Origin of the sequence: Jeongeupia sp. HS-3 (genome assembly GCF_015140455.1) — a bacterium.
Taxonomy (GTDB): domain Bacteria; phylum Pseudomonadota; class Gammaproteobacteria; order Burkholderiales; family Chitinibacteraceae; genus Jeongeupia.
Window position 1 is genome coordinate 2,914,279 of sequence record NZ_AP024094.1, and the last position, 21,336, is coordinate 2,935,614.

22 protein-coding genes are annotated in these 21,336 nt (G+C 64.7%); 13 read left to right on the forward strand and 9 right to left on the reverse strand.

Annotated elements, in window-relative coordinates:
- Positions 1 to 72: 72 nt before the first annotated feature.
- The 4 genes from JLC71_RS14030 to JLC71_RS14045 form a co-directional block, all read right to left on the reverse strand.
- Positions 73 to 1,623: a DHA2 family efflux MFS transporter permease subunit gene (locus JLC71_RS14030; RefSeq protein WP_200916065.1), complete on the reverse strand. Its 1,551-nt coding sequence runs from the start codon at positions 1,621 to 1,623 to the stop codon at positions 73 to 75.
- 12 nt (positions 1,624 to 1,635) lie between these two features.
- Entirely contained in the window at positions 1,636 to 2,790 is a 1,155-nt protein-coding gene (locus JLC71_RS14035; protein ID WP_200916066.1) for an HlyD family secretion protein, read from the reverse strand.
- Between the two features lie 18 nt (positions 2,791 to 2,808).
- Positions 2,809 to 4,227: an efflux transporter outer membrane subunit gene (locus JLC71_RS14040; RefSeq protein WP_200916067.1), complete on the reverse strand. Its 1,419-nt coding sequence runs from the start codon at positions 4,225 to 4,227 to the stop codon at positions 2,809 to 2,811.
- A gap of 74 nt (positions 4,228 to 4,301) precedes the next feature.
- Positions 4,302 to 4,823 carry a MarR family winged helix-turn-helix transcriptional regulator gene (locus tag JLC71_RS14045; protein WP_200916068.1) on the reverse strand — a complete coding sequence of 174 codons (522 nt, stop codon included), beginning with the start codon at positions 4,821 to 4,823 and terminating at the stop codon, positions 4,302 to 4,304.
- 472 nt (positions 4,824 to 5,295) lie between these two features.
- On the opposite strand from JLC71_RS14045, the gene JLC71_RS14050 reads away from it, so the two are divergent.
- Complete coding sequence (locus tag JLC71_RS14050) at positions 5,296 to 6,021, forward strand: pseudouridine synthase (RefSeq protein ID WP_200916069.1); 726 nt, start codon at positions 5,296 to 5,298, stop codon at positions 6,019 to 6,021.
- Positions 6,018 to 7,070, forward strand: coding sequence for a patatin-like phospholipase family protein (locus tag JLC71_RS14055; RefSeq protein WP_200916070.1), 1,053 nt, complete (start codon positions 6,018 to 6,020; stop codon positions 7,068 to 7,070). Before JLC71_RS14050 ends, JLC71_RS14055 begins: the two co-directional genes overlap by 4 nt.
- Before the next feature lie 52 nt (positions 7,071 to 7,122).
- Here the strand turns inward: JLC71_RS14055 and JLC71_RS14060 are convergent, their stop codons facing one another.
- Positions 7,123 to 8,031, reverse strand: a complete 909-nt coding sequence (locus JLC71_RS14060; RefSeq protein ID WP_236250906.1) for a Rossmann-like and DUF2520 domain-containing protein — start codon at positions 8,029 to 8,031, stop codon at positions 7,123 to 7,125.
- A gap of 86 nt (positions 8,032 to 8,117) precedes the next feature.
- Here JLC71_RS14060 and JLC71_RS14065 point away from each other — a divergent pair, with 86 nt between their 5' ends.
- On the forward strand, positions 8,118 to 8,540 hold the full coding sequence (locus JLC71_RS14065) for a tetratricopeptide repeat protein (protein WP_200916071.1): 423 nt from the start codon (positions 8,118 to 8,120) through the stop codon (positions 8,538 to 8,540).
- 91 nt (positions 8,541 to 8,631) lie between these two features.
- Here the strand turns inward: JLC71_RS14065 and gnd are convergent, their stop codons facing one another.
- Positions 8,632 to 9,543: a phosphogluconate dehydrogenase (NAD(+)-dependent, decarboxylating) gene (gene gnd, locus JLC71_RS14070; RefSeq protein ID WP_200916072.1), complete on the reverse strand. Its 912-nt coding sequence runs from the start codon at positions 9,541 to 9,543 to the stop codon at positions 8,632 to 8,634.
- Between the two features lie 292 nt (positions 9,544 to 9,835).
- On the opposite strand from gnd, the gene ubiU reads away from it, so the two are divergent.
- From ubiU to JLC71_RS14090, 4 genes are all read left to right on the forward strand, one after another.
- A complete protein-coding gene (ubiU, locus tag JLC71_RS14075; RefSeq protein ID WP_200916073.1) occupies positions 9,836 to 10,834 on the forward strand; it encodes a ubiquinone anaerobic biosynthesis protein UbiU in 999 nt (332 codons plus the stop codon).
- A gap of 2 nt (positions 10,835 to 10,836) precedes the next feature.
- Positions 10,837 to 11,727 (forward strand): U32 family peptidase, encoded by an 891-nt coding sequence (locus JLC71_RS14080; protein ID WP_200916074.1) that lies wholly within the window; start codon positions 10,837 to 10,839, stop codon positions 11,725 to 11,727.
- 1 nt (position 11,728) lies between these two features.
- Positions 11,729 to 12,157, forward strand: coding sequence for a ubiquinone anaerobic biosynthesis accessory factor UbiT (gene ubiT / locus JLC71_RS14085; protein WP_200916075.1), 429 nt, complete (start codon positions 11,729 to 11,731; stop codon positions 12,155 to 12,157).
- Between the two features lie 307 nt (positions 12,158 to 12,464).
- Positions 12,465 to 13,574, forward strand: a complete 1,110-nt coding sequence (locus JLC71_RS14090; protein ID WP_200916076.1) for a porin — start codon at positions 12,465 to 12,467, stop codon at positions 13,572 to 13,574.
- Positions 13,575 to 13,635: 61 nt separating this feature from the next.
- On the opposite strand, the gene JLC71_RS14095 is transcribed toward JLC71_RS14090, so the two are convergent.
- Positions 13,636 to 14,292, reverse strand: coding sequence for a thiol:disulfide interchange protein DsbA/DsbL (locus JLC71_RS14095; RefSeq protein WP_200916077.1), 657 nt, complete (start codon positions 14,290 to 14,292; stop codon positions 13,636 to 13,638).
- A 48-nt stretch (positions 14,293 to 14,340) separates the two neighbouring features.
- On the reverse strand, positions 14,341 to 15,051 hold the full coding sequence (locus JLC71_RS14100; RefSeq protein WP_236250907.1) for an SPOR domain-containing protein: 711 nt from the start codon (positions 15,049 to 15,051) through the stop codon (positions 14,341 to 14,343).
- Positions 15,052 to 15,230: 179 nt separating this feature from the next.
- Between JLC71_RS14100 and JLC71_RS14105 the strand changes: the two genes are divergently transcribed.
- The 6 genes from JLC71_RS14105 (at position 15,231) to JLC71_RS14130 (ending at position 20,717) form a co-directional block, all read left to right on the forward strand.
- Positions 15,231 to 15,761, forward strand: coding sequence for an iron transporter (locus tag JLC71_RS14105; protein ID WP_200916078.1), 531 nt, complete (start codon positions 15,231 to 15,233; stop codon positions 15,759 to 15,761).
- 228 nt (positions 15,762 to 15,989) lie between these two features.
- Positions 15,990 to 16,313: a cupredoxin domain-containing protein gene (locus JLC71_RS14110; protein ID WP_236250908.1), complete on the forward strand. Its 324-nt coding sequence runs from the start codon at positions 15,990 to 15,992 to the stop codon at positions 16,311 to 16,313.
- Positions 16,314 to 16,380: 67 nt separating this feature from the next.
- Entirely contained in the window at positions 16,381 to 17,199 is an 819-nt protein-coding gene (locus JLC71_RS14115; RefSeq protein ID WP_200916079.1) for an FTR1 family iron permease, read from the forward strand.
- Between the two features lie 7 nt (positions 17,200 to 17,206).
- On the forward strand, positions 17,207 to 18,580 hold the full coding sequence (locus JLC71_RS14120) for a 4Fe-4S binding protein (RefSeq protein WP_200916080.1): 1,374 nt from the start codon (positions 17,207 to 17,209) through the stop codon (positions 18,578 to 18,580).
- 102 nt (positions 18,581 to 18,682) lie between these two features.
- Complete coding sequence (gene argH / locus JLC71_RS14125; protein ID WP_200916081.1) at positions 18,683 to 20,068, forward strand: argininosuccinate lyase; 1,386 nt, start codon at positions 18,683 to 18,685, stop codon at positions 20,066 to 20,068.
- A 193-nt stretch (positions 20,069 to 20,261) separates the two neighbouring features.
- Positions 20,262 to 20,717 carry a GNAT family N-acetyltransferase gene (locus tag JLC71_RS14130; protein ID WP_200916082.1) on the forward strand — a complete coding sequence of 152 codons (456 nt, stop codon included), beginning with the start codon at positions 20,262 to 20,264 and terminating at the stop codon, positions 20,715 to 20,717.
- On the opposite strand, the gene JLC71_RS14135 is transcribed toward JLC71_RS14130, so the two are convergent.
- Positions 20,714 to 21,223: an MgtC/SapB family protein gene (locus tag JLC71_RS14135; protein WP_200916083.1), complete on the reverse strand. Its 510-nt coding sequence runs from the start codon at positions 21,221 to 21,223 to the stop codon at positions 20,714 to 20,716. The two genes, JLC71_RS14130 and JLC71_RS14135, sit on opposite strands and share 4 nt — an antisense overlap.
- Positions 21,224 to 21,336 lie beyond the last annotated feature (113 nt).

The window sequence follows — 21,336 nt, forward strand, 5'->3', positions numbered from 1 at the left end:
ACGATTTACCGTGCCGGAGTGAGCCGGTTCATTGCGCCGATGAAAAAGCCGGCGCTGGCGCCGGCTCCTGGCTCAATGCCCGCCACCGGCACCGGCGGCGCCGAACGGTGGTCGCGTCAGCCACACCACGGCGATCATCGCCAGGAAGATCACCCCCATCATCCAGAACACCTCGCTGGTCGCGGTCTGGAACGCCTGCTGGGTGATCGTCTGGTCGATCTGCGCGTAGGCGGCGATGCCATGGACGCCGAGCTGGTCGAGCTGGCCGAGGTAGCTCGTCGTTGCCGGGCTGGCGCTGGTGACGTGCTCGGTCAGCCGCGCGTGGTGGAAGATCTCCCGCTTGGTCCAGATGTAGGTGACGATGGCGGTGGCGAAGCTGCCCGACAGCGTGCGGAAAAAGTTCGACAGCCCCGACGCTGCGGCCATCCGCTCCGGGCCGATGCCCGACAGGATGATCTGGTTCAGCGGGATGAAGAAGCAGGCGATGCCGATGCCCTGGAACAGCCGCGCCACGACCAGCTGGTTCAGCTCGGTGTCCAGCGTGAAGCTGGCAAACCAGAACATCGTGATGCCGAACACCATGAAGGCGAACGACGTCAGCATGCGCAGGTTGATCTTGGCGATGTTCTTGCCGATCAGCGGCGACAGGAAGAACGCCAGAATGCCGACCGGAGCGGTCGCCACGCCGGCCCAGGTGGCCGTATAGCCCTTCACCATCTGCAGCCACAGCGGAAAGATCACCGTGCTGCCGAAGAAGCAGAACATCCCCAGCGACAGCGACACCACGCCCCAGCGGAAATTGCGGCTCTTGAACAAGGAGAGGTCGACGATCGGGTGCTCGTCGGTCAGCTCCCAGGCGACGAGGAAAGTCAGCGCGACGACGGCGGTGACGGCCATGGCGACGATGAAGGTCGAGTTGAACCAGTCGAGGTCGTTGCCGTTGTCGAGCATGACCTGCAAGGCGCCGACACCGAGTACCAGCAGCACGATGCCGACGACGTCGATCGGCAGCTTCACCGTCTTGGTCTCGCGGCTCTTGAGCAGCCGCCACGAGACCGCGGCGGTGAACAGCCCGACCGGGATGTTGATGTAGAAGATCCACGGCCAGCTGTAGTTGTCGGTGATCCAGCCGCCGAGCAGCGGCCCGCAGATTGGCGCGACCACCACGGTCATCGACCACAGCGCCAGCGCCAGCCCCTTCTTGGCCGGCGGATACGCGGCGAGCAGCAGCGTCTGCGACAGCGGCACCATCGGCCCGGATACCAGCCCCTGCAGGAAGCGGAACGCCACCAGTTGGGGCAGGCTGTGGGCGAAGCCGCAGAGGATGGAGGCCAGCGTGAACAGCAGCACCGAGATCACGAACAGCTTGACCTCGCCGACGCGCTTGGCGAGCCAGCCGGTCAGCGGCACGGCGATCGCCGCGGCCAGGCCGTAGGCGCTGATGGTCCACGTGCCTTGGGTGGTGCTGGCGGCGAGGTTGCCGGCGATGTGCGGCACCGAGACGTTGACGATGGTCGTATCCAGCACTTCCATGAAGGTGCCGAGCGCGACCGCCGTGGTCATCAGCGCCAGCGCGGCGCCGTGCAGCGGCGGTGGCGGCGCTGCCTGTTGTGGTTCAGACATGGACTACCCCGCTCAGCGTGTGCCGGCCAGATTCTTGGCGATGATCGCGTCGGCGAGTTTCTCGGCGTTCAGCAGCGGCTCCTCGAAAGCCTTGGTCGTGTACACCGGCTGCTGCGCAGGCTGCGTTGCCAGAATCGGGCCTTTGCGCTCGGTGGTCTCGACCTCGACCGTGGTCGACAGGCCGACGCGCAGCGGATGTGCGGCGAGCTCCTTGGCGTCGAGTGCGATCCGTACCGGCACGCGCTGCACCACCTTGATCCAGTTGCCGGTGGCGTTCTGCGCCGGCAGCAGCGAGAACGCGCTGCCGGTGCCGGCGGCAAGGCCGACGACCTTGCCGTGATAGACGACGCTGCTGCCGTACATGTCGGCGGTCACCTTGGCGGGCTGGCCGATGCGGATGTTCTTCAGTTCGCCTTCCTTGAAATTGGCGTCGACCCACAGCTGATCCAGCGGCACGATCGACAGCAAGGACGCGCCCGGCGCAACGCGCGAGCCGACCTGGACGCTACGCTTGGCGACGTAACCCGACACCGGCGCGACCAGCGCGTTGCGCTGCGACGCCAGCCACGCCTGGGTGTAGTTGGCGCGCGCGGCGAGCACGCTCGGGTTGTCGGTGATCTTCACGCCGTCGATACCGGCGTGCGCCGCTTCGGATTGCTTCTGCGCGACGGTCAGCGCGGCGCGGGCGTTGTCGACCGCATCCCTGGCGTGGGCGATTTCCTCAGCCGAGACGGTCGCATCACCGGCCAGCGGCGCGCGGCGGGCGAGGTCGGCGCTCGCTTTTTGCAGGTCGATCCTGCGCTGTGCCAGCGTGGAATCGACCTGATCGGCGTTGGCGTACTGCGATCGCAGCTGGCGCACGGTTTCGCCGAGCTTGGCCTCGGCCTGGCGCAGCGATACCGCCGCGTCGGCCGGATCGAGCCGGACCACTTCGCGCCCGGCTTCGACCAGCTGGGTTTCATCGGCATTGATGCCGATCACGGTGCCGCTCACCTGGCTGGTCAGCATGACGAGGTTGCCACCGACGTAGGCGTTATCGGTTTCTTCGCGCTGGCTCAGCACCAGGCTGTAATAGATGGCGTAGCCGATACCAGCAAGGACGAAGACGCCGGCGATGCTCAGCATCAGACCGCGGCGCTTGCCGCCATTGGGGTTGTTCGTGCTCATGGGCTTATCTCCGTTCACTTATTTTTGGTCTGCATGATTAGTCGGGTCGGCGCGGTAGCCGCCGCCCAGTGCCTTGATCAGCGCGACATCGGCGGAGAGGCGCTGGCTTTGCAATTGCAGGGTTTGATCGTCGAGGCCGCGCTGCGGCAGCTCGGCGGCAAGCAGGCTGGCGCGATCGGTCAGGCCCTGCTGGAAACGTTTCTGGGTGCTGGCGTACACCGCGTCGGTCGCAGCGTGGTTGCGCGTCAGCGCGGCGCCTTCGCGCTCGATGCCCTGTACCGCCGCCGCGCCCTGGGCGACGTCGCGCACCGCATTCAGCACCGCCTGGTTGTAATCGGCGATGGCCGCGCTGCGCTGCGCATGGGCGCCGTGCAGCTGCGCGTCGAGCCGGCCGTTCTCGAAGATCGGCAGCGTGATGTTCGGGATCAGATTGATCTGGCGACTGCCGCGGTCGAACAGGTCGGTCATCGAAATGGTGTCGAAACCGGCGAACAGATTCAGGTTGACGCTCGGGTAGTAGGCGGCCTTGGATGCGTCGATCTGGTTCATCGATGCCTCGACGCGCCAGCGTGCGGCCTGCAGATCGGGGCGGCGCGCCAGCAACTCGATGCCCAGCGTTTGCGGCAGGCCGCCTATGCCTTGCGGCAAGGCCCGCGGCTTGACGCCGTCGACCACGGCATCACCGCCGACCAGCGCGCGCAGCGCTTCGCGTTCGCGCACCGCGGCGGCATCGAGTGCGGCGATTTTCTGCTCGGTCGCCGCGACATCGGCCTCGACGCGTTTTTGCGTATCGATCGCCGCCAAGCCTTGTGCGACCAGCTTTTTGCGTGTGGCAGCCAGGGCCATCCGGGTGTCGCGCTCGCGCTTGAAGTTGGCCTGGCGGGCCCAGTCGGCCTGCAGGTTGAAATAGCTCTGCGTCACCGCGGCGGCGAGCGTTTGCTCGGCGCTGGCGCTTTCGGCCAGGCGGGCGTTGGCCTCGCCGAGCGCGGCGGCGATGCGCGAGCGGTTCTTGCCCCAGAAGTCGAAATCCCAGTTGCCGAAGAAACCGACCTTGCCCTCGGTGTACCACTCGCCGCCTATCGGTGGCGGGAACAGGCCGGTGGCCGAGATGTACTGGCGATCGACCTGGGCGTTGAAGTCGAGGGTGAAGCCGTCGGCGGCACGTTGTTGCAGTAGCGCGGCGCGCGCGGTCTTGAGCCGGGCCGCGGCGGTGGCGAGGCCGGGCGCATCCTTGATCGCCGCATCCATCAGCGCGTCGAGCTGCGGATCGCGGTATTGCGTCCACCAGCGCGCTTCGGGCCAGCCCATCCGCGCCAGCTTGATGTGCTTGGGCAGCTCGGCGCTGGCGATATCGCGTTGCGGCAGCGGCGCCTCGTCCTTGGGCATGAAGGCGCAGCCGGCCAGCAGGATTAGCGCCAGCGGCATAATCCTCTTCATTGATAGATATTTCATTTTTTGATTGTCCGGGTAAAAAAACGCGCCCCGATTGGCGCCGGCCTTGCGGCCCGGGCTTAAACCAACTCGGTGAGCACGCGCTTGAGCAAACTTTCGAGCGTATTGCGCTCATCTTTGCTCAGTACATTGAAGACGTTATGCACACGATCGCGCATTTGTGGCAAAAAGCGCTGCACCAGCTCATCGCCTTCGGGGGCGAGGCGCAAATCGACGCGGCGACGATCTTCGCCGTTCGGCGCGCGGGTCAGCAGCTGCTTGGCCACCAGCTCGTCACAGATCCGCGTGACGTTGGCGCGTGATTCGCCGGTGGCGTCGGCCAGTTCGGACGGGTTGAGCGCGGTCTCGGGCGAACTGAACAACATCATCAGCGCGGTGAAGCTGACCGCATTAAGCTCGTACTCGCGCAGGAAGGCGTTCGACTGCGTGGCCTGGGCCAGCTGAATATGCCGGATCAGATGACTGAGTACGACGTTCTGGCGTGTCTCTTGCAGGTTCGGGCTTTGGGCCCGCAGGCAAACGCGATCGATTTTCTCTTCGACCGGGACAAAGCAGAGTGGCGTGCTGATTTTATTGTTCATTATTGAATAATATCATTATGAATTAATGACGAGCAAGTGATCGTGCCGTCATAAGGCGCGGGCGTCGCTAAACGACAACGTCTGTCGGGGCCGGCATCGTGAATGCAATCCGGGCAGGGCCGGCGGTGGCCTGTTCAATGGCCTGCTGCCGGTCTGGCTTGAGCATACGAAGCCAGGTGCGCCGTCTGCTTTGACATTGGGCAAGCTACGCCGCGAGCGCTTGGGCTCCCCGCCGGTGTTGCATATTGGCCCACTTGCGCCCAAATGCAGGCGCTGCCTTGGTTTGTGACCGATCGGCAGAATGAGGGCAGGCTCCACTTACCGCCAGTGCCGGCGGTAAATCGTCGCTATTACGCAACAGTCTGGCGCGTGAATTCGCCGCGTGCTGCTCGGGCCGGGCAGGTTCTGGCGGAGGCCGGCGAGGGCCGGGAGCGCTGTACGTCATCTCGCGCATGCGCTAGCCTTTGGCCGCATGAAGAAACTGACACTCGACCGCATCCTGCAAAGCCAGGGATTCGGCACCCGCAAGGGTTGCCAGCTGCTGATTGCCGACGGCGATGTGCTCGTCAACGGCGAGCCCGTGACCAGCCATAAAGTGGCGCTCGACCCGACCGGCATGGTGCTGACGGTGTTCGATGAGGAATGGCCGGTACGCGAGCACGTCTACATCGTGCTCAACAAGCCATCCAATATCGAATGCTCGCGCAAGCCGAGCCACCATCCCGGCGTGCACACGCTGCTGCCCGAACAGTTTTTGTGGCGCGACGTGCAGCCGGTCGGCCGGCTCGATCACGACACCACCGGCATGCTGTTGCTGTCCGACGATGGCCCTTTCATCCATACCCAGGGCCATCCGAAGCACCATCAGAACAAGGTGTATCTGGCGACGCTCAAGCATGAAGTCGATGAGTCCTTGGTCGAGCAATTGCTCGCCGGGGTGCAGCTGATCGACGAGCCGGCGCCGATCGCCGCACTGGCCGCAAGGCTGATCGATCCGCTGCACGTCGAAATGACGCTCGATCAGGGCAAGTATCACCAGGTAAAACGGATGCTCGCCGCTGCCGGCAACCGCTGCGAGGCGCTGGCGCGCACGCAGATCGGCGGCTTGCGGCTGGATACGCTGGATCTGGCCGAGGGCGAATGGTGCTATCTCGACGAGGCGATGCTGGCGAAGCTGAATCAGAACGACGCTGAATGACTGTGCTGACGCTGTATGCCGGCGAGACCGCATTGGCGCGCATTCGCCGTGACGGTTTTGATCCCGAGCTGTTCAGCCACGTCGGCGCCGCCGCCGGCGGGCCGAAATGGCTGGTGCTCTCCAGGCTGGACCGAGCGGTATTTGGCGAATGGCAGGCGCAGCGGCAAACGCCACTGAGCGCCGTTGGTGCGTCGATCGGCGCATGGCGGCTGGCATGCCTGGCGCAGCAAGATCCCCTGGCGGCGCTTGATCGTTTTGAAGCGGTCTACCTCGGCCAGCGTTACAGCGAGCGCCCCGACATTCACGAGGTGACCACCGAGGCGAGGCGCTTGCTCGACGTATTGCTCGGCGATACCGGCGCCGCCGAGATCGTCGCCAACCGGCGCATGGTGCTGAACATCATCGTCGCGCGCCGGGTGCATGGCCGCGACGGCGGCTGGGGAGAAAAAGCCGCACTGGGCCGAATGGTGCTGGCGAATGCGTTCAGCCGGCCGCGTCTCGGTGGCCATCTGCAGCGGCAGGTGCTGCACGCCGGCGATGCGGTGCGCTACCGCGACGACGGGATTCCGACCGGTTACGCGCCGCTGGCGGCCGCCAACGTCGCCACCGCGCTGATGGCGACGGCGGCGATTCCCGGGGTGATCTCACCGGTGCACGATCTGCCCGGTCTGCCGGCCGGCGCCTACTACGACGGCGGGCTGATCGATTACCACATGGATTTGCCGCTGGCCGAGCCGCAAGGGCTGATGCTGCTGCCGCATTTTTCCGCGCACGTCGTCAGCGGCTGGCTCGACCAGTTTTTACCCTGGCGCAAGCCGCAGCATCTGGATCGTACCTTGCTGATCGTGCCCTCCAGCGAGTGGATCGCCAAACTGCCCGGTGGACGGATTCCGAGCCGGCGCGACTTCAAACACTTTGACGGCCACGATACCGAGCGGATCAAGGCATGGCAGACGGCGCTGTCGGCTGGCGACTGGCTCGCCGACGAATTTCGTGGACTGATCGCCAGCGGCCGCATCATCGATGCGATCCGGCCCTTGCCACGTTAGCGCCGCTACGCCGCGTTTTGTTAACGGCGCGGCCTCAGCCGACCAGCACGGCTTAGCCGGCAAGTAGCGCCGCCAGCGCCTGCTGCTGTGATTCGCTCAATTGCGGTGCCGCCAGCGCCAGGATCGCGCGGCCGAGCGCCAGATAGGCGTCGCGGACGATCGCGGCGTCGATCACCGCCAGATGTCCTGCCACGGTGTCGTGATCACCGCGCGCGATCGGCCCGGTCAGCGCCGCCGTGGGGCCGAGGGTGAGCGCGTTATCCAGCGTTTGCCGCATCAGCGGCCCGAGCACCGCCAGCGCGGTCTCGGGCGCGATGCCGGCCTGCGCCGCCAATTGCTGCGCCAGCGCGGTCAGGCCGACCAGGTAGTTCGATCCCATCACCATCGCCGCGTGATACGCCGCCTTGCCGCCCGGTGCGAGGCTGAACGGCACGCCGCCGAAGGTACGCGCCAGCGCATCCAGCCGCGGCAAGGCCAGGGCGTCGCCGTCGAGCGCGCACGGCGTGCCGGCGAGCTGGCCGAGTGCACGGGCCGGATCGGCGAAGCTCAACGCCGGGTGCAGGCTGCCCAGATGCGCGCCGCTGCCGGCCAGTGCCGCCAGCACGGTACGGTCGAGCGCGCCGCTGGCGTGAAACACCAGATCACCGGCGCGCACGAGGCCTCGTGCCGCGAGCTCGGCCGCGACGCTGCCGATGTCGGCGTCACCGGTCGCAATCAGCCATAGACCGGCCTTGGTCAGTTCGTCCAGCGTGGTGGTCGGGGTGCCGGCGCCGATGAAGGCCGCTGCCGTGTCGGCGCTCGCCAGGCTGCGGCAGACGATGGCGCCGATCTCGACCGCGCCGGCGTCACGCCAGGCGCGCGCGAGCGTGCGGCCGAGCCGGCCGCCGCCGATCAGGTTGAGGCGCAGAGCCTGATCTGGCGCTGCAGGCAGATGGCGGTGTACTAGAGTGGAGGGCGACACGGTCGATGAATATTTAGGAATCGGCTGATAGTTTACGCCGCGCACGGCGTAAACAATGAGCGGTTCGACTCACTGGAGGCTGGATCATGGGCGCGCCCGAATCAACAGCATTCCGCGCTGCGTGCCAGATGTTTGCCGACGCCGGTGCAAGGGACGAGGCGATTGCACTGTTTCGCCGCCTTGCCGACGCCGGCCATGTCGCCGCGTGCTACAACCTCGGTGTGCTGCAACTGGCCGGCCGGCACCTGGGGCGCGACGACGCCAGCGCCGAGGCCTATTTGCGCCGGGCCGCGGCTCAGGGTTATGCGCGCAGTTTCCGGCCGTTGGGAATGATGGCCTTGCGCGGCCGGATGCACTCGACCAGGGGCGGCGGTGGCGATGTGCGGCGCTATCTGGCCGGGCAGTGGTTTGCCAAGGGCTGGATGGCCGGCGACGCCGAGGCGCACGTGCTGATGACGCGGCACGTGTCCTGCCTGTTTGCCTGCTTCATTCTTTGTCCCTATCGCTGAACGGGGATCGGGGCTGGAGATAAAAAAAGGCCGCTGTGAGCGGCCTTTTTTTATCTGACAAATGCTTACCTCTGCGCGATGGCGTGACCGCTCATTTCTTCGCAATGGCGTGGCCGCCAAAGGCATTGCGCATCAGCTGCAGCAGCTTCATGCCGTAATCGTCGTTGCCGCGGCTGGCGAAGCGGGCGTACAGCGCGCTGGCGATGACCGGGGTCGGCACGCCGAGCTCGACCGATTCCAGCACGGTCCAGCGGCCTTCGCCCGAATCGGTCACGTAGGGCTGCAAGCCGTCGAGCTTGCTGTCTTCCTTCAGCGAAGCGGCGGTCAGGTCGAGCAGCCACGAGCGCACCACCGAACCATGGCGCCAGGTTTCGGCGATTTCGGCGACGTCGAGGTCGAAGTCCTTCTTGGCTTCCAGCAGCGCAAAGCCTTCGGCAAACGCCTGCATCATGCCGTACTCGATGCCGTTGTGAACCATCTTGGTGTAGTGACCCGAACCGGCAGGGCCACAGTGGATCCAGCCCAGATCCGGGCCCGGCGCCAGCAGCTTGATGAACGGTTCGACCTGCGCCACCGCATCCTTGTCACCGCCGAGCATGATCGTATAGCCGTTGGCCAGACCCCAGACGCCGCCCGATACGCCGGCATCGACGAATTTGATGCCGATGGCGTTCAGCTCGGCCGCGTGGCGCTGGCTGTCCTTGTACATCGCATTGGCGCCGTCGACGACGAGGTCGCCCGGTGCGAGCAGGCCCTTGAGCTTGTCGAACATCGACTCGCTGATCTCGCCCGACGGCAGCATCAGCCAGACGACGCGTGGCGCCGGCAGTTCGGCGATCAGCGCTTCGACCGATTCAAAGCCGAGGATGTTGGAGTTCTCGGCCGACAGTTGCGCGCGGGTGTCCGCGCTGACGTCGAAGCCGTAGACGGTGGCGCCGCTGCGAGCGAGCCGGCGGGCCATATTGCCGCCCATCTTGCCAAGACCGATAAGTGCGATGTTCATGCGTATGTCCTTTTTCTGACGCGGGCCAGGGCGCGGTGTTCACCGTGCCGGGCCCGCAGGGCGGGCGGCGCCTGCTGGACGCGCCCACTGATGCGGCTTTTGTGCCGCCAAGACGGCTAGTCTGGCAGCTTGGCCGAGCAAGTACATCCGGGATTATCGCATCGGGTTTGCGCCGTAGTGGCAAACACTTCGTTACGCTGCATTGCGGCACATCCGCGAAAGCTTGATCTGGATTAAGTCTCTCTTGTCATCGCAGGGCTATGTTCTCGCCCCAAATACACAGGGAGAGCCCATGTCCAAGCCGCAGCTCGTCTGTCCCGCCGGCAGCCTGCCGGCGTTGAAAGCCGCGATCGATCACGGTGCCGACACGGTTTACCTCGGCTTCAAGAACGCCACCAACGCGCGCAACTTTGCCGGGCTGAATTTCAGTGATGCGCAGGTGCGCGAGGGTATCGCCTATGCGCATGCGCGCGGCCGCGAGGTGCTGGTTGCGATCAATACCTACGCCCAGGCCGGGCGCCTGGCCGAATGGCACGGCGCGATCGACAAGGCCGCCGAATTCGGCGTCGACGCGGTCATCCTCGCCGACATGGGGCTGCTGGCTTACGCGCACCGCAGCCATCCGCAACTGCGGCTGCATCTGTCGGTACAGGGCTCGGCGACCAATGCCGACGCGATCAAGCTGGCGCACGAGTGTTTCGGCGTGCGCCGCGCCGTATTGCCGCGGGTACTGACCTTGCCGCAGGTCGAGGCGGTGATCGCCAAGACGCCGGTCGAGATCGAGGTCTTCGGCTTCGGCAGCCTGTGCGTGATGGCCGAAGGCCGCTGCATCCTGTCGAGCTACGCCACCGGCCAGTCGCCGAACACCCACGGCGTGTGCTCGCCGGCGGCGTTCGTGCGCTGGGAGCCGCAAGGCAAGGCGATGGACGCGCGCCTCGCCGGCATCCTGATCGACCGCTACGGCGAAGGCGAGCCCGCCGGTTATCCGACCTTGTGCAAGGGCCGTTTCGATGTCGAGGGCGATACCTACTACGCGCTGGAAGAACCGACCAGCCTCAACACGCTGGCGGTGCTGCCCGAGCTGATGCGCATCGGCGTTGCCGCGATCAAGATCGAGGGCCGCCAGCGCAGCCCGGCTTACGTGACCGCGGTGACCAAAACCCTGCGCGCGGCGATCGACGCCGCCGGCGACGCCCGCTACAGCGTCAAGCCGGCATGGCTCGATACCTTGGCGCCGCTATCCGAAGGCCACCAGCAAACGCTCGGCGCCTATAACCGGCCGTGGAGATGAACATGCAATTAACGCTCGGACCCTTGCTGTACTACTGGTCGCGCCAGACCACGCTCGATTTCTACGCCGAGGCCGCTGGCTGGCCGGTCGATACCGTTTACCTTGGCGAAGTCGTCTGCGCGCGTCGACACGAACTCAAGCTGGCCGACTGGCTGGCGCTGGCCGCCGACCTGTCCGCCGCCGGCAAACAGGTCGTGCTCAGCTCGCAGGCGCTGCTTGAATCGAGCGGCGATTTGATCGGGCTGAAAAAGCTGATCGAATCGGGCCATCCGATCGAGGCCAACGATCTGGGCGCGGTCAAACTGGCGCGCGACGCCGGCCGGCCCTTCGTCGCCGGGCCGCAGCTGAACATCTACAACGGTGCGGCGCTGGACTGGTTCACCGCCGCCGGCGCGAGCCGCTGGTTGCCGCCGCTGGAAGCCAGCCGCGATACCGTGGCCGCCATTCTGGCCGAGAAGACCGTACCGATCGAAACCGAAGTCTTTGGCCACGGCCGGCTGCCGCTGGCGTTCTCGGCGCGCTGCTTTACCGCCCGCCATTACGATCTGAACAAGGACGCCTGCGAATTCAAGTGCCTGGCGCACCCGGACGGGCTGACGATGGCGACGCGCGAAGGCCAGGACTTCCTGTGCATCAACGGCATCCAGACGATGTCGGCGGCGTGCCATACGCTTTGGCATGATTTGCCGATGCTGACCGGCATCGACGCGCTGCGCATCAGCCCGCAGGTGGCCCACACCGGCGAGATCATCGCCGCTTACGCCGCGCGCCTCGCCGGTGAGGGGATCGCCGCCGATCCGCTGCGCTGGAATCCCGAAGGTTGGGTCGATGGCTATTGGCGCGGCGAAGCCGGGATTGCACCGGCCGGCATCTCTGCCGTGATGGAGGCTTGAAATGACGCTGATTCACACTCTGAGGCCGCTGTTGGCGCGCTTGCCCGAAGCGCCGCCGAGCCAGGCACTGGCGTTTTCGCTCAACCTCGTCCGGCACCGGCTGTGGCCCGACGAGGATTTCTCCTGGCTTGCCGATAGACGGGTGCGTTTTGAAATCGCCGATCTCGGCCGTGGCACAACCATCGGATTTTCCGGTCGCCGTTTCCGTGGCGAGGCGCCGCCGGCCGATGTGACCTTCGCCGCGTCGCTGGCCGATTACTGGGCGATTGCCCGGCGCGAGTCCGACCCGGATACGCTGTTCTTCCAGCGCCGGCTGACGATCACCGGCGATACCGAGCTGGGTTTGCAGTTGAAAAACCTGCTTGATGCGACCGATTGGGCGCAGCTGAGCGCGCTGTTGCCGACGCCGTTCCGGCCGGCCGCGAGCTGATTTTTTACGGTTTTTTTAGGCCGGCGGCCAGCCATTGCCGCTGACCTTGACCGTTGGGCACATCGTCTGCTGGTACTTGCGGGCCGGATTTGCGCTTAAAGCCGGCTGCTCACCCCTGCCCGGAGGGGGACGGAGGGGGCGTTTCCGGTATTTTCATGGCCGATAACGGCTTGATTTTTATGATTTTTTTATAATCAACACCTGTTGTATGTCGGCAACATAAGGAGTATCCAAGCTTGGGGATAGTGTGGAGCAAGCCGAAAATGACAATCAGTTAATGTGTTGTCATAAAAAAAGGAAAGCTGCCATGAAGCTCAAACACTCTCTCGTCATCCTGCTCGCCGGCCTTGCTGCGCCGCTGGCGCAAGCCGAAGTCACCATCGGCGGCTCGATCGAGGCCGACATCCTGTTTCACGATAGCAATGCCAAGGGCTTCAAGGGCGAGGTCGAGCTCGACGTCGAGCCGCGGCTGTTCTTCACCGGTGTCGACAAGCTCGACAACGGTTCCGAAGTGATCTGGAAAATCTGGACCGGCGCCGAGAACTACCGCGTCGCCGGTGATGGCGGCAACTCGGTCAACTCGATGGGCTCGGATCGTACCTGGGGCAACCGCGAAGCGTGGGGCGGCTGGCGCGGCAGCTGGGGTCAGCTGCAGTTCGGCAAATCGTTCTCGCCGATCTACAACCGCATCGACGGCACGTATTCGCTCGACGGTTCGGGCCAGTACCTCAGCGATCCGGGCCTGCTGTATTACAACCCGACCAACTCGATCACCTATTACTCGCCGAACTTCGGCGGGTTCACGCTGGCGGCGCAGGGCAGCTTCCGTAACCAGACGAATGAAAATGAAAATGCACCGCGTGGTGCTACTGCCGAAGTATTGCTCGGCTACGAGGCCGCTACGTTCCGCATCGACGCCGGCTACCAGTTCTCGCATCCGGAAACCTCCGGTGTCAGCGGTACTCAGCTTGCCAATTCCGAAGGCAAGGAAGACAAGTTCGCCTTCGGTGCCGGCCGGCTCAAGCTGGGCGATGTCGATCTCGCAGCCGGTTATCGCTGGTGGAAACAGGATGCGCAGGGTGAGGGTGTCGTGACCGTCGTCGACGGCGGCACCGAGCAGAGCAACGCCTTCCTGCAAGCGCTGTACACCTTCGGCAAGAACCGCCTCGGCTTCACCTACAGCTACTTCTGGGATGCCAAGGACGCGAACGGCAACAAGATCGACGACAGCGCCAGCAATGCCTTTGCCGCACGCTGGACGTACGCGCTGTCGAAGAGTACCAGCGGCTACGCCGACCTCCACTACACGATGAACGACAAATTCGGTGCCGTCGGCGCCGACGGCCCGGGCAATCCGTCGTACACCAACGACGCCGATACCTACCGCGTGCTGTTCGGCACCTACACCGACTTCTGATCGGGATAGACGTAAAAAAGGGCGACTCCGGTCGCCCTTTTTTACGTCCGCGTCAGCGGAATCATTTCTTGGCCTTGGCCGCCGGTTTGGCTGCGGCCTTGTCCTTGGCGATCAGCGCGTCGATCACCTTAGTGATGGTGCCGTCTTCGCGGCCGATCATCCCCGGGCTGGTCACGTACTTGCCGTTGACGATGAAGGTCGGCACGCCGTCGATCTTGTAGGTGCTGGTCAGATTGGCCAGCTTGCCAAGCTCGGTGCTGGCGGAAAAGCTGTTGTAGGCCGCCTTGAACTTGGCCAGGTCGACACCCTGTTTCTGGATCCACGGATACAGGTCGGCTTCGCGGCGCAGCTCGATGCCGTCGCGCTGCACGGCATTGAACACGGCCTGTTGCAGCTTGGCTTCCAGACCCATCTGTTGCAGCGCTGCAAACAGCTTGGCATGACCTTCCATATCGCTGCGGCCCGGCCACATCACGTGCACGCGGCGGAAATTGACATCCTTGGGCAGCTTGGCGGCCCAGCTTTCCACATACGGTTCGACCGTGTAGCAGTGCGGGCAGCCGTACCAGAAGAACTCGATGACTTCGGCCTTGCCGGCCTGCGCCACTGGCTGCGGCGTCGCCAGGCGTTTGTAGTCGGTGCCTTCGCGGATTTCGGCGTGTGCGGCGGTGGCGGCGACGAGGGCGAAGGTGATGCCCGTCATCCAGCGTTTGATCATGCTTGTCTCTCCTGGTTGGGTGGGATATCTGAGTCGCTCGGGTGTCGCTCAGTTCCCTTTGACGACACTGCTATCGATGCCGCTATTTTTGAGGTGGGCGCGCGCCTTGTCGAGCTCGGCGAGGCTGGTGAACGGGCCGATGCGCACCCGATGCCACAAGCCCTTGTCGGCGGAGGCGCTCGACTGGATCGTCGCTTCGGTGCCGAGCAGCGCCAGCTTGGCCTTGAGATTGTCGGCTTCCTGTTCGTTCTGGAATGCACCGACCTGCAGGTAGGCGCCCTTGGGCGCTTCGACCTTGGCCGGCGGGCTCGCTTCGGCCTTCTTGACCGGTGCGGCCGGCTTGGCATCCACCACGGCGGGCTTGCTGTCGTTCTTGTTCAGTTCGGGCAGCACCTTGTAGAAGTCGAAGCGTTCGGCGCCGCTGGCGGCTTCTGGGGCGCTTGCTGCCGGTGCGGCGACTTCGGGCAGCGCCGGCGTGGCCGTATCGCTGCCGCCGGGGTGCAGCACCTCGGGCGATGTGGTCGCCGCGCCGGGCGCCGAGCCGACCGCATCCGGTGGCGTATCAACCTGCTTGCTGAACGGGCTGTCGCTGCGATTGAGGAACAGCGCGACACCCACCGCGACGGCCACGCCGCCGAGCAGACCGACAACGAGCCCGGTGATCAGCGATCCGCCGCCACTGCTGTTGCTGCTTGCTCGCGTTTTCTTCATGTCTCTGGCCATCTTGGCGTTTTCTCCATTGCGGGTGGACTCAGCCACCCTGCCTCGTATTATCGGGCAAAGTCGAGCCGGAAGATTATACGGGTCAACCCCGGGGTTGCAGCGGGCGCCGCTTCGGAAAAGGTGAATTCTGCCGTTTATAAACGAGAATGCTTCTTGATCGTTTTCATGGGCGTAAACTGCGATTGTCGTTTTCAAGCTCACCAGGGGAACTTTTCATGAAACGTTTGATCCTTGCCGCCGCCGTGGCGCTGCCTTTGTCTGCGTTTGCCGCCGAATATCCGATCGGCAAGCCGGCCATCAAGGCCGGAATGGAAATCGGCGCGGTCTACCTGCAGCCGGTGAAGATGGACCCGCCGGGCATGATGCGCGACGCGGCCAAATCGGACGTTCACCTCGAAGCCGACATCCATGCGGTCAAGGACAACCCGAACGGCTTTGCCGAAGGCGAGTGGATGCCTTACCTGCTGGTCAAGTACGAGATCCAGAAGGTCGGCAGCAAGAACGTGGTCAAGGGCGATTTCATGCCCATGGTCGCCAGCGACGGCCCGCACTATGGCGACAACGTCAAGCTTGAAGGTCCGGGCAAGTACAAGCTCAAGTACACCATCCTGCCGCCGTCGGAAAATCCGATGGCGCACTTCGGCCGCCATGTCGACAAGGAAACCGGCGTCGGCCCATGGTTCAAGCCGTTCGAGCTGAACTACGAGTTCAGCTATGCCGGTACCGGCAAGAAGGGCGGCTACTAAAAACCTGCGCCATTAGGCGGCTGCGCCTGCGCATTTCGTCCCCGTCCGGTGCTCGGGATCTTCATGGGCCAGTGCCCATTCCGGTCCCTGCGCTTCGGGCGGGAACAAACTGCTTTGGCTCGCTCGCCGATCGGGGTAGGCGAGTGCTTTGACGGTCGGTGTATTCGTCAACCATGCGATCACGCTAGGCTGCAGCCGCAATACCGACCACTTTGAATGGAAATGACGATGCACAAGTTCTGGATGGGTTTGGCCGCAGCGACGCTGATGGTCGGCGCCAACGCCGTCGATCTGCCGACCTTCAAGGTGACGATCAAGGACGGCACGATCTCGCCGACGCGCTTCGAGGCGCCGGCGGGCCAGCGTTTCAAGATCGAGATCACCAATGCCGGCAAGTCGCCGGCCGAGTTCGAGAGCATCCAGCTGCGCAAGGAAAAGGTGCTTGGCCCCGGCGTGACCTCGTTCGTCGTCGTCAACGCCACCAGCCCCGGCGAGTACGTGTATTTCGACGACTTCCACCCGCAGGCGCGCGGCACCGTCGTCGTCAAGTAAGCTTTCGGACGCGGCCTGCCGGCTGCGCCCATGACGCCGCCGCAGTAGCGACGGCCAAGGATTCAACATGGATCAGGTCCTGTTCATCGTCTGGCGCGAAAGCGTCGAGGCGCTTCTCGTCGTCGGCATCCTCTATGCCTGGCTCAAGGCCAGCCCGGCCGCCGGCCCGCGCGGCCTGCGCTACTTGTGGGGCGGCGTCGCCGCCGGCCTGGCGCTGTCCGGCCTCTTGGCGCTGGGCATCCTCGGGATTTCGCAATTCCTCTCCGACGACGGTCAGGAGTACTTCCAGGCCGGCATGGCGCTGGTCGCCGCCGCGCTGATCGTGCAGATGGTGTACTGGATGAAGAAGCACGGCCGCACGCTCAAGCGCGAGCTCGAAAGCGGCATGAGCGAACGCGTGCAGCAGCAGAACTGGTGGGGACTGCTGGTGCTGGTGATGATCGCCGTCGGCCGCGAAGGCAGCGAAACGGTGGTCTTCCTCTACGGCACGCTCGCGACCGCCGATGGCGGCCAGATGCTCGGCTACGCCGGCGCCGGGCTGGCCGGCTTGCTGCTGGCGTTCGCAACCTTCTGGCTGCTGCAGCTGGGCGGCAAGGTTTTCACCTGGCGGCGCTTCTTCCAGTTCACCGAAATTCTCTTGCTGCTGCTCGCCGGGGCGCTGCTGGTTGGCGGTCTGGAGCGATTGGTGTCGATCGGTGCGCTGCCGGGGCTGGTCGATCCGCTCTGGGACAGCTCGGGCCTGCTCGACGATTCGGCCGGCATCGGCAAGCTGCTCGCCGATTTTGCTGGCTACCGCTCGCACCCGGCCTTGCTGGTGCTGGGGCTGTGGCTGGCGTACTGGGTCTCGGCGGTCGGCTTCCTGCGCCGCGTCGGTCGCAAGGCTTGATACGGCAATGAGCGCGATTTCGCTGCGCATCGCCCGCTTCGGCGACTTCCTGCGCGATCACAAGGCCGTGCTGCGCATGTTGCAGTGGGGCGTCGTCGCCATCTACGTGTTCCTGATCGTCGTGCCGGTGTTCCTGCCGCTGCCCGACGAAACCGCGCACGTCTTCAACAACCTCACCGTTGCGGCGCAGTTCGCGTTCTGGGGCATCTGGTGGCCCTTCGTGCTGGTGTCGATGCCGCTGATGGGGCGCGCCTGGTGCGGCTGGTTCTGTCCCGAGGGCATGTTGTCCGAGTGGATGAGCGAGCGCGGCCGCAACAAGCCGATTCCGAAGTGGATACGCTGGGGAGGCTGGCCCTTCGTCGCCTTCGCCGGTACCACCATCTACGGCCAGCTCGTCAGCGTGTATCAATATCCGCTCGCGGTGCTGCTGGTGCTCGGCGGTTCGACCGTCGCGGCGATCGGCGTCGGCTTCTGGTACGGTCGCAGCAAGCGCATCTGGTGCCGCTACCTGTGTCCGGTCAACGGCGTGTTCCAGCTGCTGTCCAAGCTCGCGCCGTGGCGCTACAAGGTCGACGAGCAGAAGTGGCGCGACTTTGCCGGCTCGGGCAAGAAAATCATCCCCATTAACTGTGCGCCGCTGGTGCCGCTGCGGCATATGCAGGGCGCGGCCGAGTGCCATATGTGCGGCCGCTGCTCGGGCCATCGCGACGCGATCGCGCTGACCGCGCGTTCGCCCGAGGAAGAGATCGTCGATGTAGCCCATGGCGACGCGTGGCAGACCGTGCTGATCGTCTTCGGCATGATGGGCCTGGCGCTCGGCGCCTTCCTGTGGAGTGCCAGCCCGTGGCTTATCGCCGCCAAGCAGTGGGCGGCCGAATGGCTGATCGACCGCGACATCCTCTGGCCGCTGAATGACAACGCGCCGTGGTGGTTGCTGACGCACTACCCGGAAATGAACGACAGCTTCAGCTGGCTCGACGGCGCGGCCATCCTCGGCTTTATCTTCACGACCGCCATCGTCGTCGGTGGTGGGCTGTATCTGACGCTGCTGCTGGCCGACCGGCTGTTGCCGCAGCGCGACACAAACAGCGTGCACAGGCTGGCACAGGCGCTGGTCCCGGCCGCCGGCTGCGGCGTGTTTCTCGGTTTGTCGGCGACGACCGTGACCCTGCTCAAGCACGAAGGCCTGGCGACCTGGTGGGTCAGCGATGCGCGCTTCGCCTTGCTGACGCTGGCTTTGGCGTGGTCCTTGCGGCTGGCGTGGCGGATTGCCGCGACGCGCGGCGCCGGGCTGCTGCGCCGGCTGCCGGCGCTGGCGGTCTTTGCCGCCGGGCTGGTGCCGTTTGCGAGTGCGTGGTGGCTGTTTTTTGCCGGCTGGTGACTGTAAGAAAACCGCCGCATCCCGACCGGTAGTCGAGCGATCCGCTGCCGACATCCGTATAATCGGCAGGTTTGAAGCTTCAGCACTCTCGGGATTAAAGCCATGCAGGACGCCGTCAACAAAACCTGGTCCGGCCGTTTCAACGAACCGGTTACGGAACTGGTAAAGCGCTACACCGCCTCGGTGACCTTCGATAACCGCATGGCCGATGTCGACATCCAGGGCTCGCTCGCGCACGCCACCATGCTCAACAAGGTCGGCGTGCTGTCAAACGACGACCTCGCCGCCATCCAGCGCGGCATGGCCGAGATCATCGACGAAATCCGCAACGGCACCTTCGAATGGTCGCTGGATCTCGAAGACGTGCACATGAATATCGAGCGCCGCCTGACCGACAAGATCGGCGACGCCGGCAAGCGCCTGCACACCGGCCGCTCGCGCAACGATCAGGTCGCCACCGACATCCGCCTGTATCTGCGCGGCGCCATCGATGCGATCGTCGGCCTGGTGCACGAGCTGCAACGCTCGCTGGTCGATCTGGCCGACACCCATGCATCGACGGTGATGCCGGGCTTCACCCATCTGCAAGTGGCGCAGCCGGTGACCTTCGGCCATCACATGCTCGCCTACGTCGAGATGCTCGGCCGCGATGCCGAACGCTTCATCGACGCCCGCAAGCGCGTCAACCGGCTGCCGCTGGGTTCGGCCGCACTGGCCGGCACCACCTACCCGATCGATCGCGAATACACCGCCGAGCTGCTGGGCTTTGACGGCGTGACGCAAAACTCGCTCGATTCGGTGTCCGACCGCGATTTCGCGATCGAATTCACCGCCGCCGCCGCGCTGACGATGACGCATCTGTCGCGGCTGTCCGAAGAGCTGATCCTGTGGATGAGCCCGCGTTTCGGCTTCATCGACATCGCCGACCGCTTCTGTACCGGTTCTTCGATCATGCCGCAGAAGAAGAACCCCGACGTGCCCGAGCTGGTGCGTGGCAAGACCGGCCGCGTCAACGGCAGCCTGGTGAGCCTGCTGACGCTGATGAAGGCGCAGCCGCTGGCGTACAACAAGGACAATCAGGAAGACAAGGAACCGCTGTTCGACACCGTCGACACGCTGAGCGACACACTGCGGATCTACGCCGACATGATGCGCGGCATCACCGTCAAGCCGGAAGCGATGGAGCGCGCGGTCAAGCAAGGCTTCGCCACCGCGACCGATCTGGCCGACTATCTGGTGAAGAAGGGCCTGCCCTTCCGCGATGCGCACGAAGCCGTGGCGCTGGCGGTGCGTTATGCCGAAGAGAAGAAGCGCGATCTGTCCGAGCTGGCCGTCGTCGAACTGAAGACCTTCTCGCCGCTGATTACCGACGACGTCGCCGAAGTGCTGACGTCCGAGGGCAGTCTTGCCGCACGTAACCATGTCGGCGGGACCGCGCCGGTACAGGTGCGCTTGCAGGTGGCACGCTGGCGCGAGCTGCTGGCCTAACCGGCTCATTCGGCGGCTGCGCCTTCGCAGCTCGGACCCGTCCGATGCTCGACGTCCTCATGGACCATATGTCCATTCCGGCGTCTGCGCTTCGGGCGAATTCGATCTGCTTTGGCTCGCTCACCGACTGAACCACTCAACGATCTATGATTGCGGGCCACTTTGTGGCCCGTTTGCTTTTGTGGAGTTAGACATGACGATCAACTGGCGCTGGTACCGTTTCGACGAATTCGATGTCGCGACGCTGTACGCCTACCTGAAGCTGCGCGTCGATGTGTTCGTGGTCGAACAAACGTGTCCCTATCCCGAGCTTGATGACTTCGATCAGGCATCGCTGCATCTGCTTGGTACCGACGCTGCCGGCGCCATCGTCGCCTGTCTGCGTTTGTTGCCGCCCGAAGCCAAGTATGCCGAGCCGTCGATTGGTCGCGTCATCGTTACCCCGGCTGCGCGCGGTAGCGGTGCCGGTCATACGCTGATGGCCGAGGCACTGCGCTGTACCGAAGAACGCTATCCGGGGCAGGGAAACCGGATCGGCGCACAGGCGCGCCTGCAGCGGTTTTATGCGGCGCATGGCTTCGAGGTGAGCGGCGAGCCTTATCTGGAAGACGGCATCGAACACGTCGATATGCTGCGCGCGTCGCCTTAGCTCTCGTCGCGACGTTCGCCCTGACGCCGGTCATGCTCGGCGCCCGGCGCGCTGTCTTCCTCGCGCCAGCGGTGCAGCAGCCGCTCGGCGAGGTGTTCGAGGTTGCCGCCGAAATTGATCACCACCAGCGCCAGCGCCATCACCCCGAGCGCCAGCCCGCCCATCCCGGCGCCGCAGGCCATGCCGAGAATCGCGGTGACCCAGATCGACGCGGCGGTGGTCAGCCCCTGGACGCGGTATTTCTGTGGGTGATGCAGGATCACGCCGGCGCCAAGAAAGCCGATGCCGGTAATCAAGCCCTGCGCGACGCGCGAGTACGCCTGCGCATCGCTGCCGGGCAAGCGGAACACCAGCATCACCGCCAGCGCCGAACCCAGCGACACCAGCGCGTGCGTGCGCAGCCCGGCCGGTTTGCGGTGCAAAAAGCGGTTGATTCCGATCAGCCCGCCGATCAGTACGGCGACGCAAAGGCGACCGAACAGTTCGGTTTCCAGCATCCAGTTCATGTGGTGGCTACCCTGTGAAGGTCGGCGTCGGCGTCCTCAGGTTAGTACCGTAGCGGCTTTACCTGATGGGCGGCGCGAGCAGGATCACCGACATTGATGGTCTTCAGACAATG

Bases quoted from the DNA above. Each gene is read 5' to 3' on its own strand.
- argH (WP_200916081.1), top strand. From the start codon at position 18,683: ATGCAGGACGCCGTCAACAAAACCTGGTCCGGCCGTTTCAACGAACCG.
- JLC71_RS14035 (WP_200916066.1), bottom strand. From the start codon at position 2,790: ATGAGCACGAACAACCCCAATGGCGGCAAGCGCCGCGGTCTGATGCTG.
- JLC71_RS14115 (WP_200916079.1), top strand. From the start codon at position 16,381: ATGGATCAGGTCCTGTTCATCGTCTGGCGCGAAAGCGTCGAGGCGCTT.
- ubiT (WP_200916075.1), top strand. From the start codon at position 11,729: ATGACGCTGATTCACACTCTGAGGCCGCTGTTGGCGCGCTTGCCCGAA.
- JLC71_RS14065 (WP_200916071.1), top strand. From the start codon at position 8,118: ATGGGCGCGCCCGAATCAACAGCATTCCGCGCTGCGTGCCAGATGTTT.
- JLC71_RS14095 (WP_200916077.1), bottom strand. From the start codon at position 14,292: ATGATCAAACGCTGGATGACGGGCATCACCTTCGCCCTCGTCGCCGCC.
- JLC71_RS14120 (WP_200916080.1), top strand. From the start codon at position 17,207: ATGAGCGCGATTTCGCTGCGCATCGCCCGCTTCGGCGACTTCCTGCGC.
- JLC71_RS14030 (WP_200916065.1), bottom strand. From the start codon at position 1,623: ATGTCTGAACCACAACAGGCAGCGCCGCCACCGCCGCTGCACGGCGCC.
- JLC71_RS14130 (WP_200916082.1), top strand. From the start codon at position 20,262: ATGACGATCAACTGGCGCTGGTACCGTTTCGACGAATTCGATGTCGCG.
- JLC71_RS14050 (WP_200916069.1), top strand. From the start codon at position 5,296: ATGAAGAAACTGACACTCGACCGCATCCTGCAAAGCCAGGGATTCGGC.
- JLC71_RS14110 (WP_236250908.1), top strand. From the start codon at position 15,990: ATGCACAAGTTCTGGATGGGTTTGGCCGCAGCGACGCTGATGGTCGGC.
- JLC71_RS14045 (WP_200916068.1), bottom strand. From the start codon at position 4,823: ATGAACAATAAAATCAGCACGCCACTCTGCTTTGTCCCGGTCGAAGAG.
- gnd (WP_200916072.1), bottom strand. From the start codon at position 9,543: ATGAACATCGCACTTATCGGTCTTGGCAAGATGGGCGGCAATATGGCC.
- ubiU (WP_200916073.1), top strand. From the start codon at position 9,836: ATGTCCAAGCCGCAGCTCGTCTGTCCCGCCGGCAGCCTGCCGGCGTTG.
- JLC71_RS14090 (WP_200916076.1), top strand. From the start codon at position 12,465: ATGAAGCTCAAACACTCTCTCGTCATCCTGCTCGCCGGCCTTGCTGCG.
- JLC71_RS14135 (WP_200916083.1), bottom strand. From the start codon at position 21,223: ATGAACTGGATGCTGGAAACCGAACTGTTCGGTCGCCTTTGCGTCGCC.
- JLC71_RS14105 (WP_200916078.1), top strand. From the start codon at position 15,231: ATGAAACGTTTGATCCTTGCCGCCGCCGTGGCGCTGCCTTTGTCTGCG.
- JLC71_RS14040 (WP_200916067.1), bottom strand. From the start codon at position 4,227: ATGAAGAGGATTATGCCGCTGGCGCTAATCCTGCTGGCCGGCTGCGCC.
- JLC71_RS14080 (WP_200916074.1), top strand. From the start codon at position 10,837: ATGCAATTAACGCTCGGACCCTTGCTGTACTACTGGTCGCGCCAGACC.
- JLC71_RS14055 (WP_200916070.1), top strand. From the start codon at position 6,018: ATGACTGTGCTGACGCTGTATGCCGGCGAGACCGCATTGGCGCGCATT.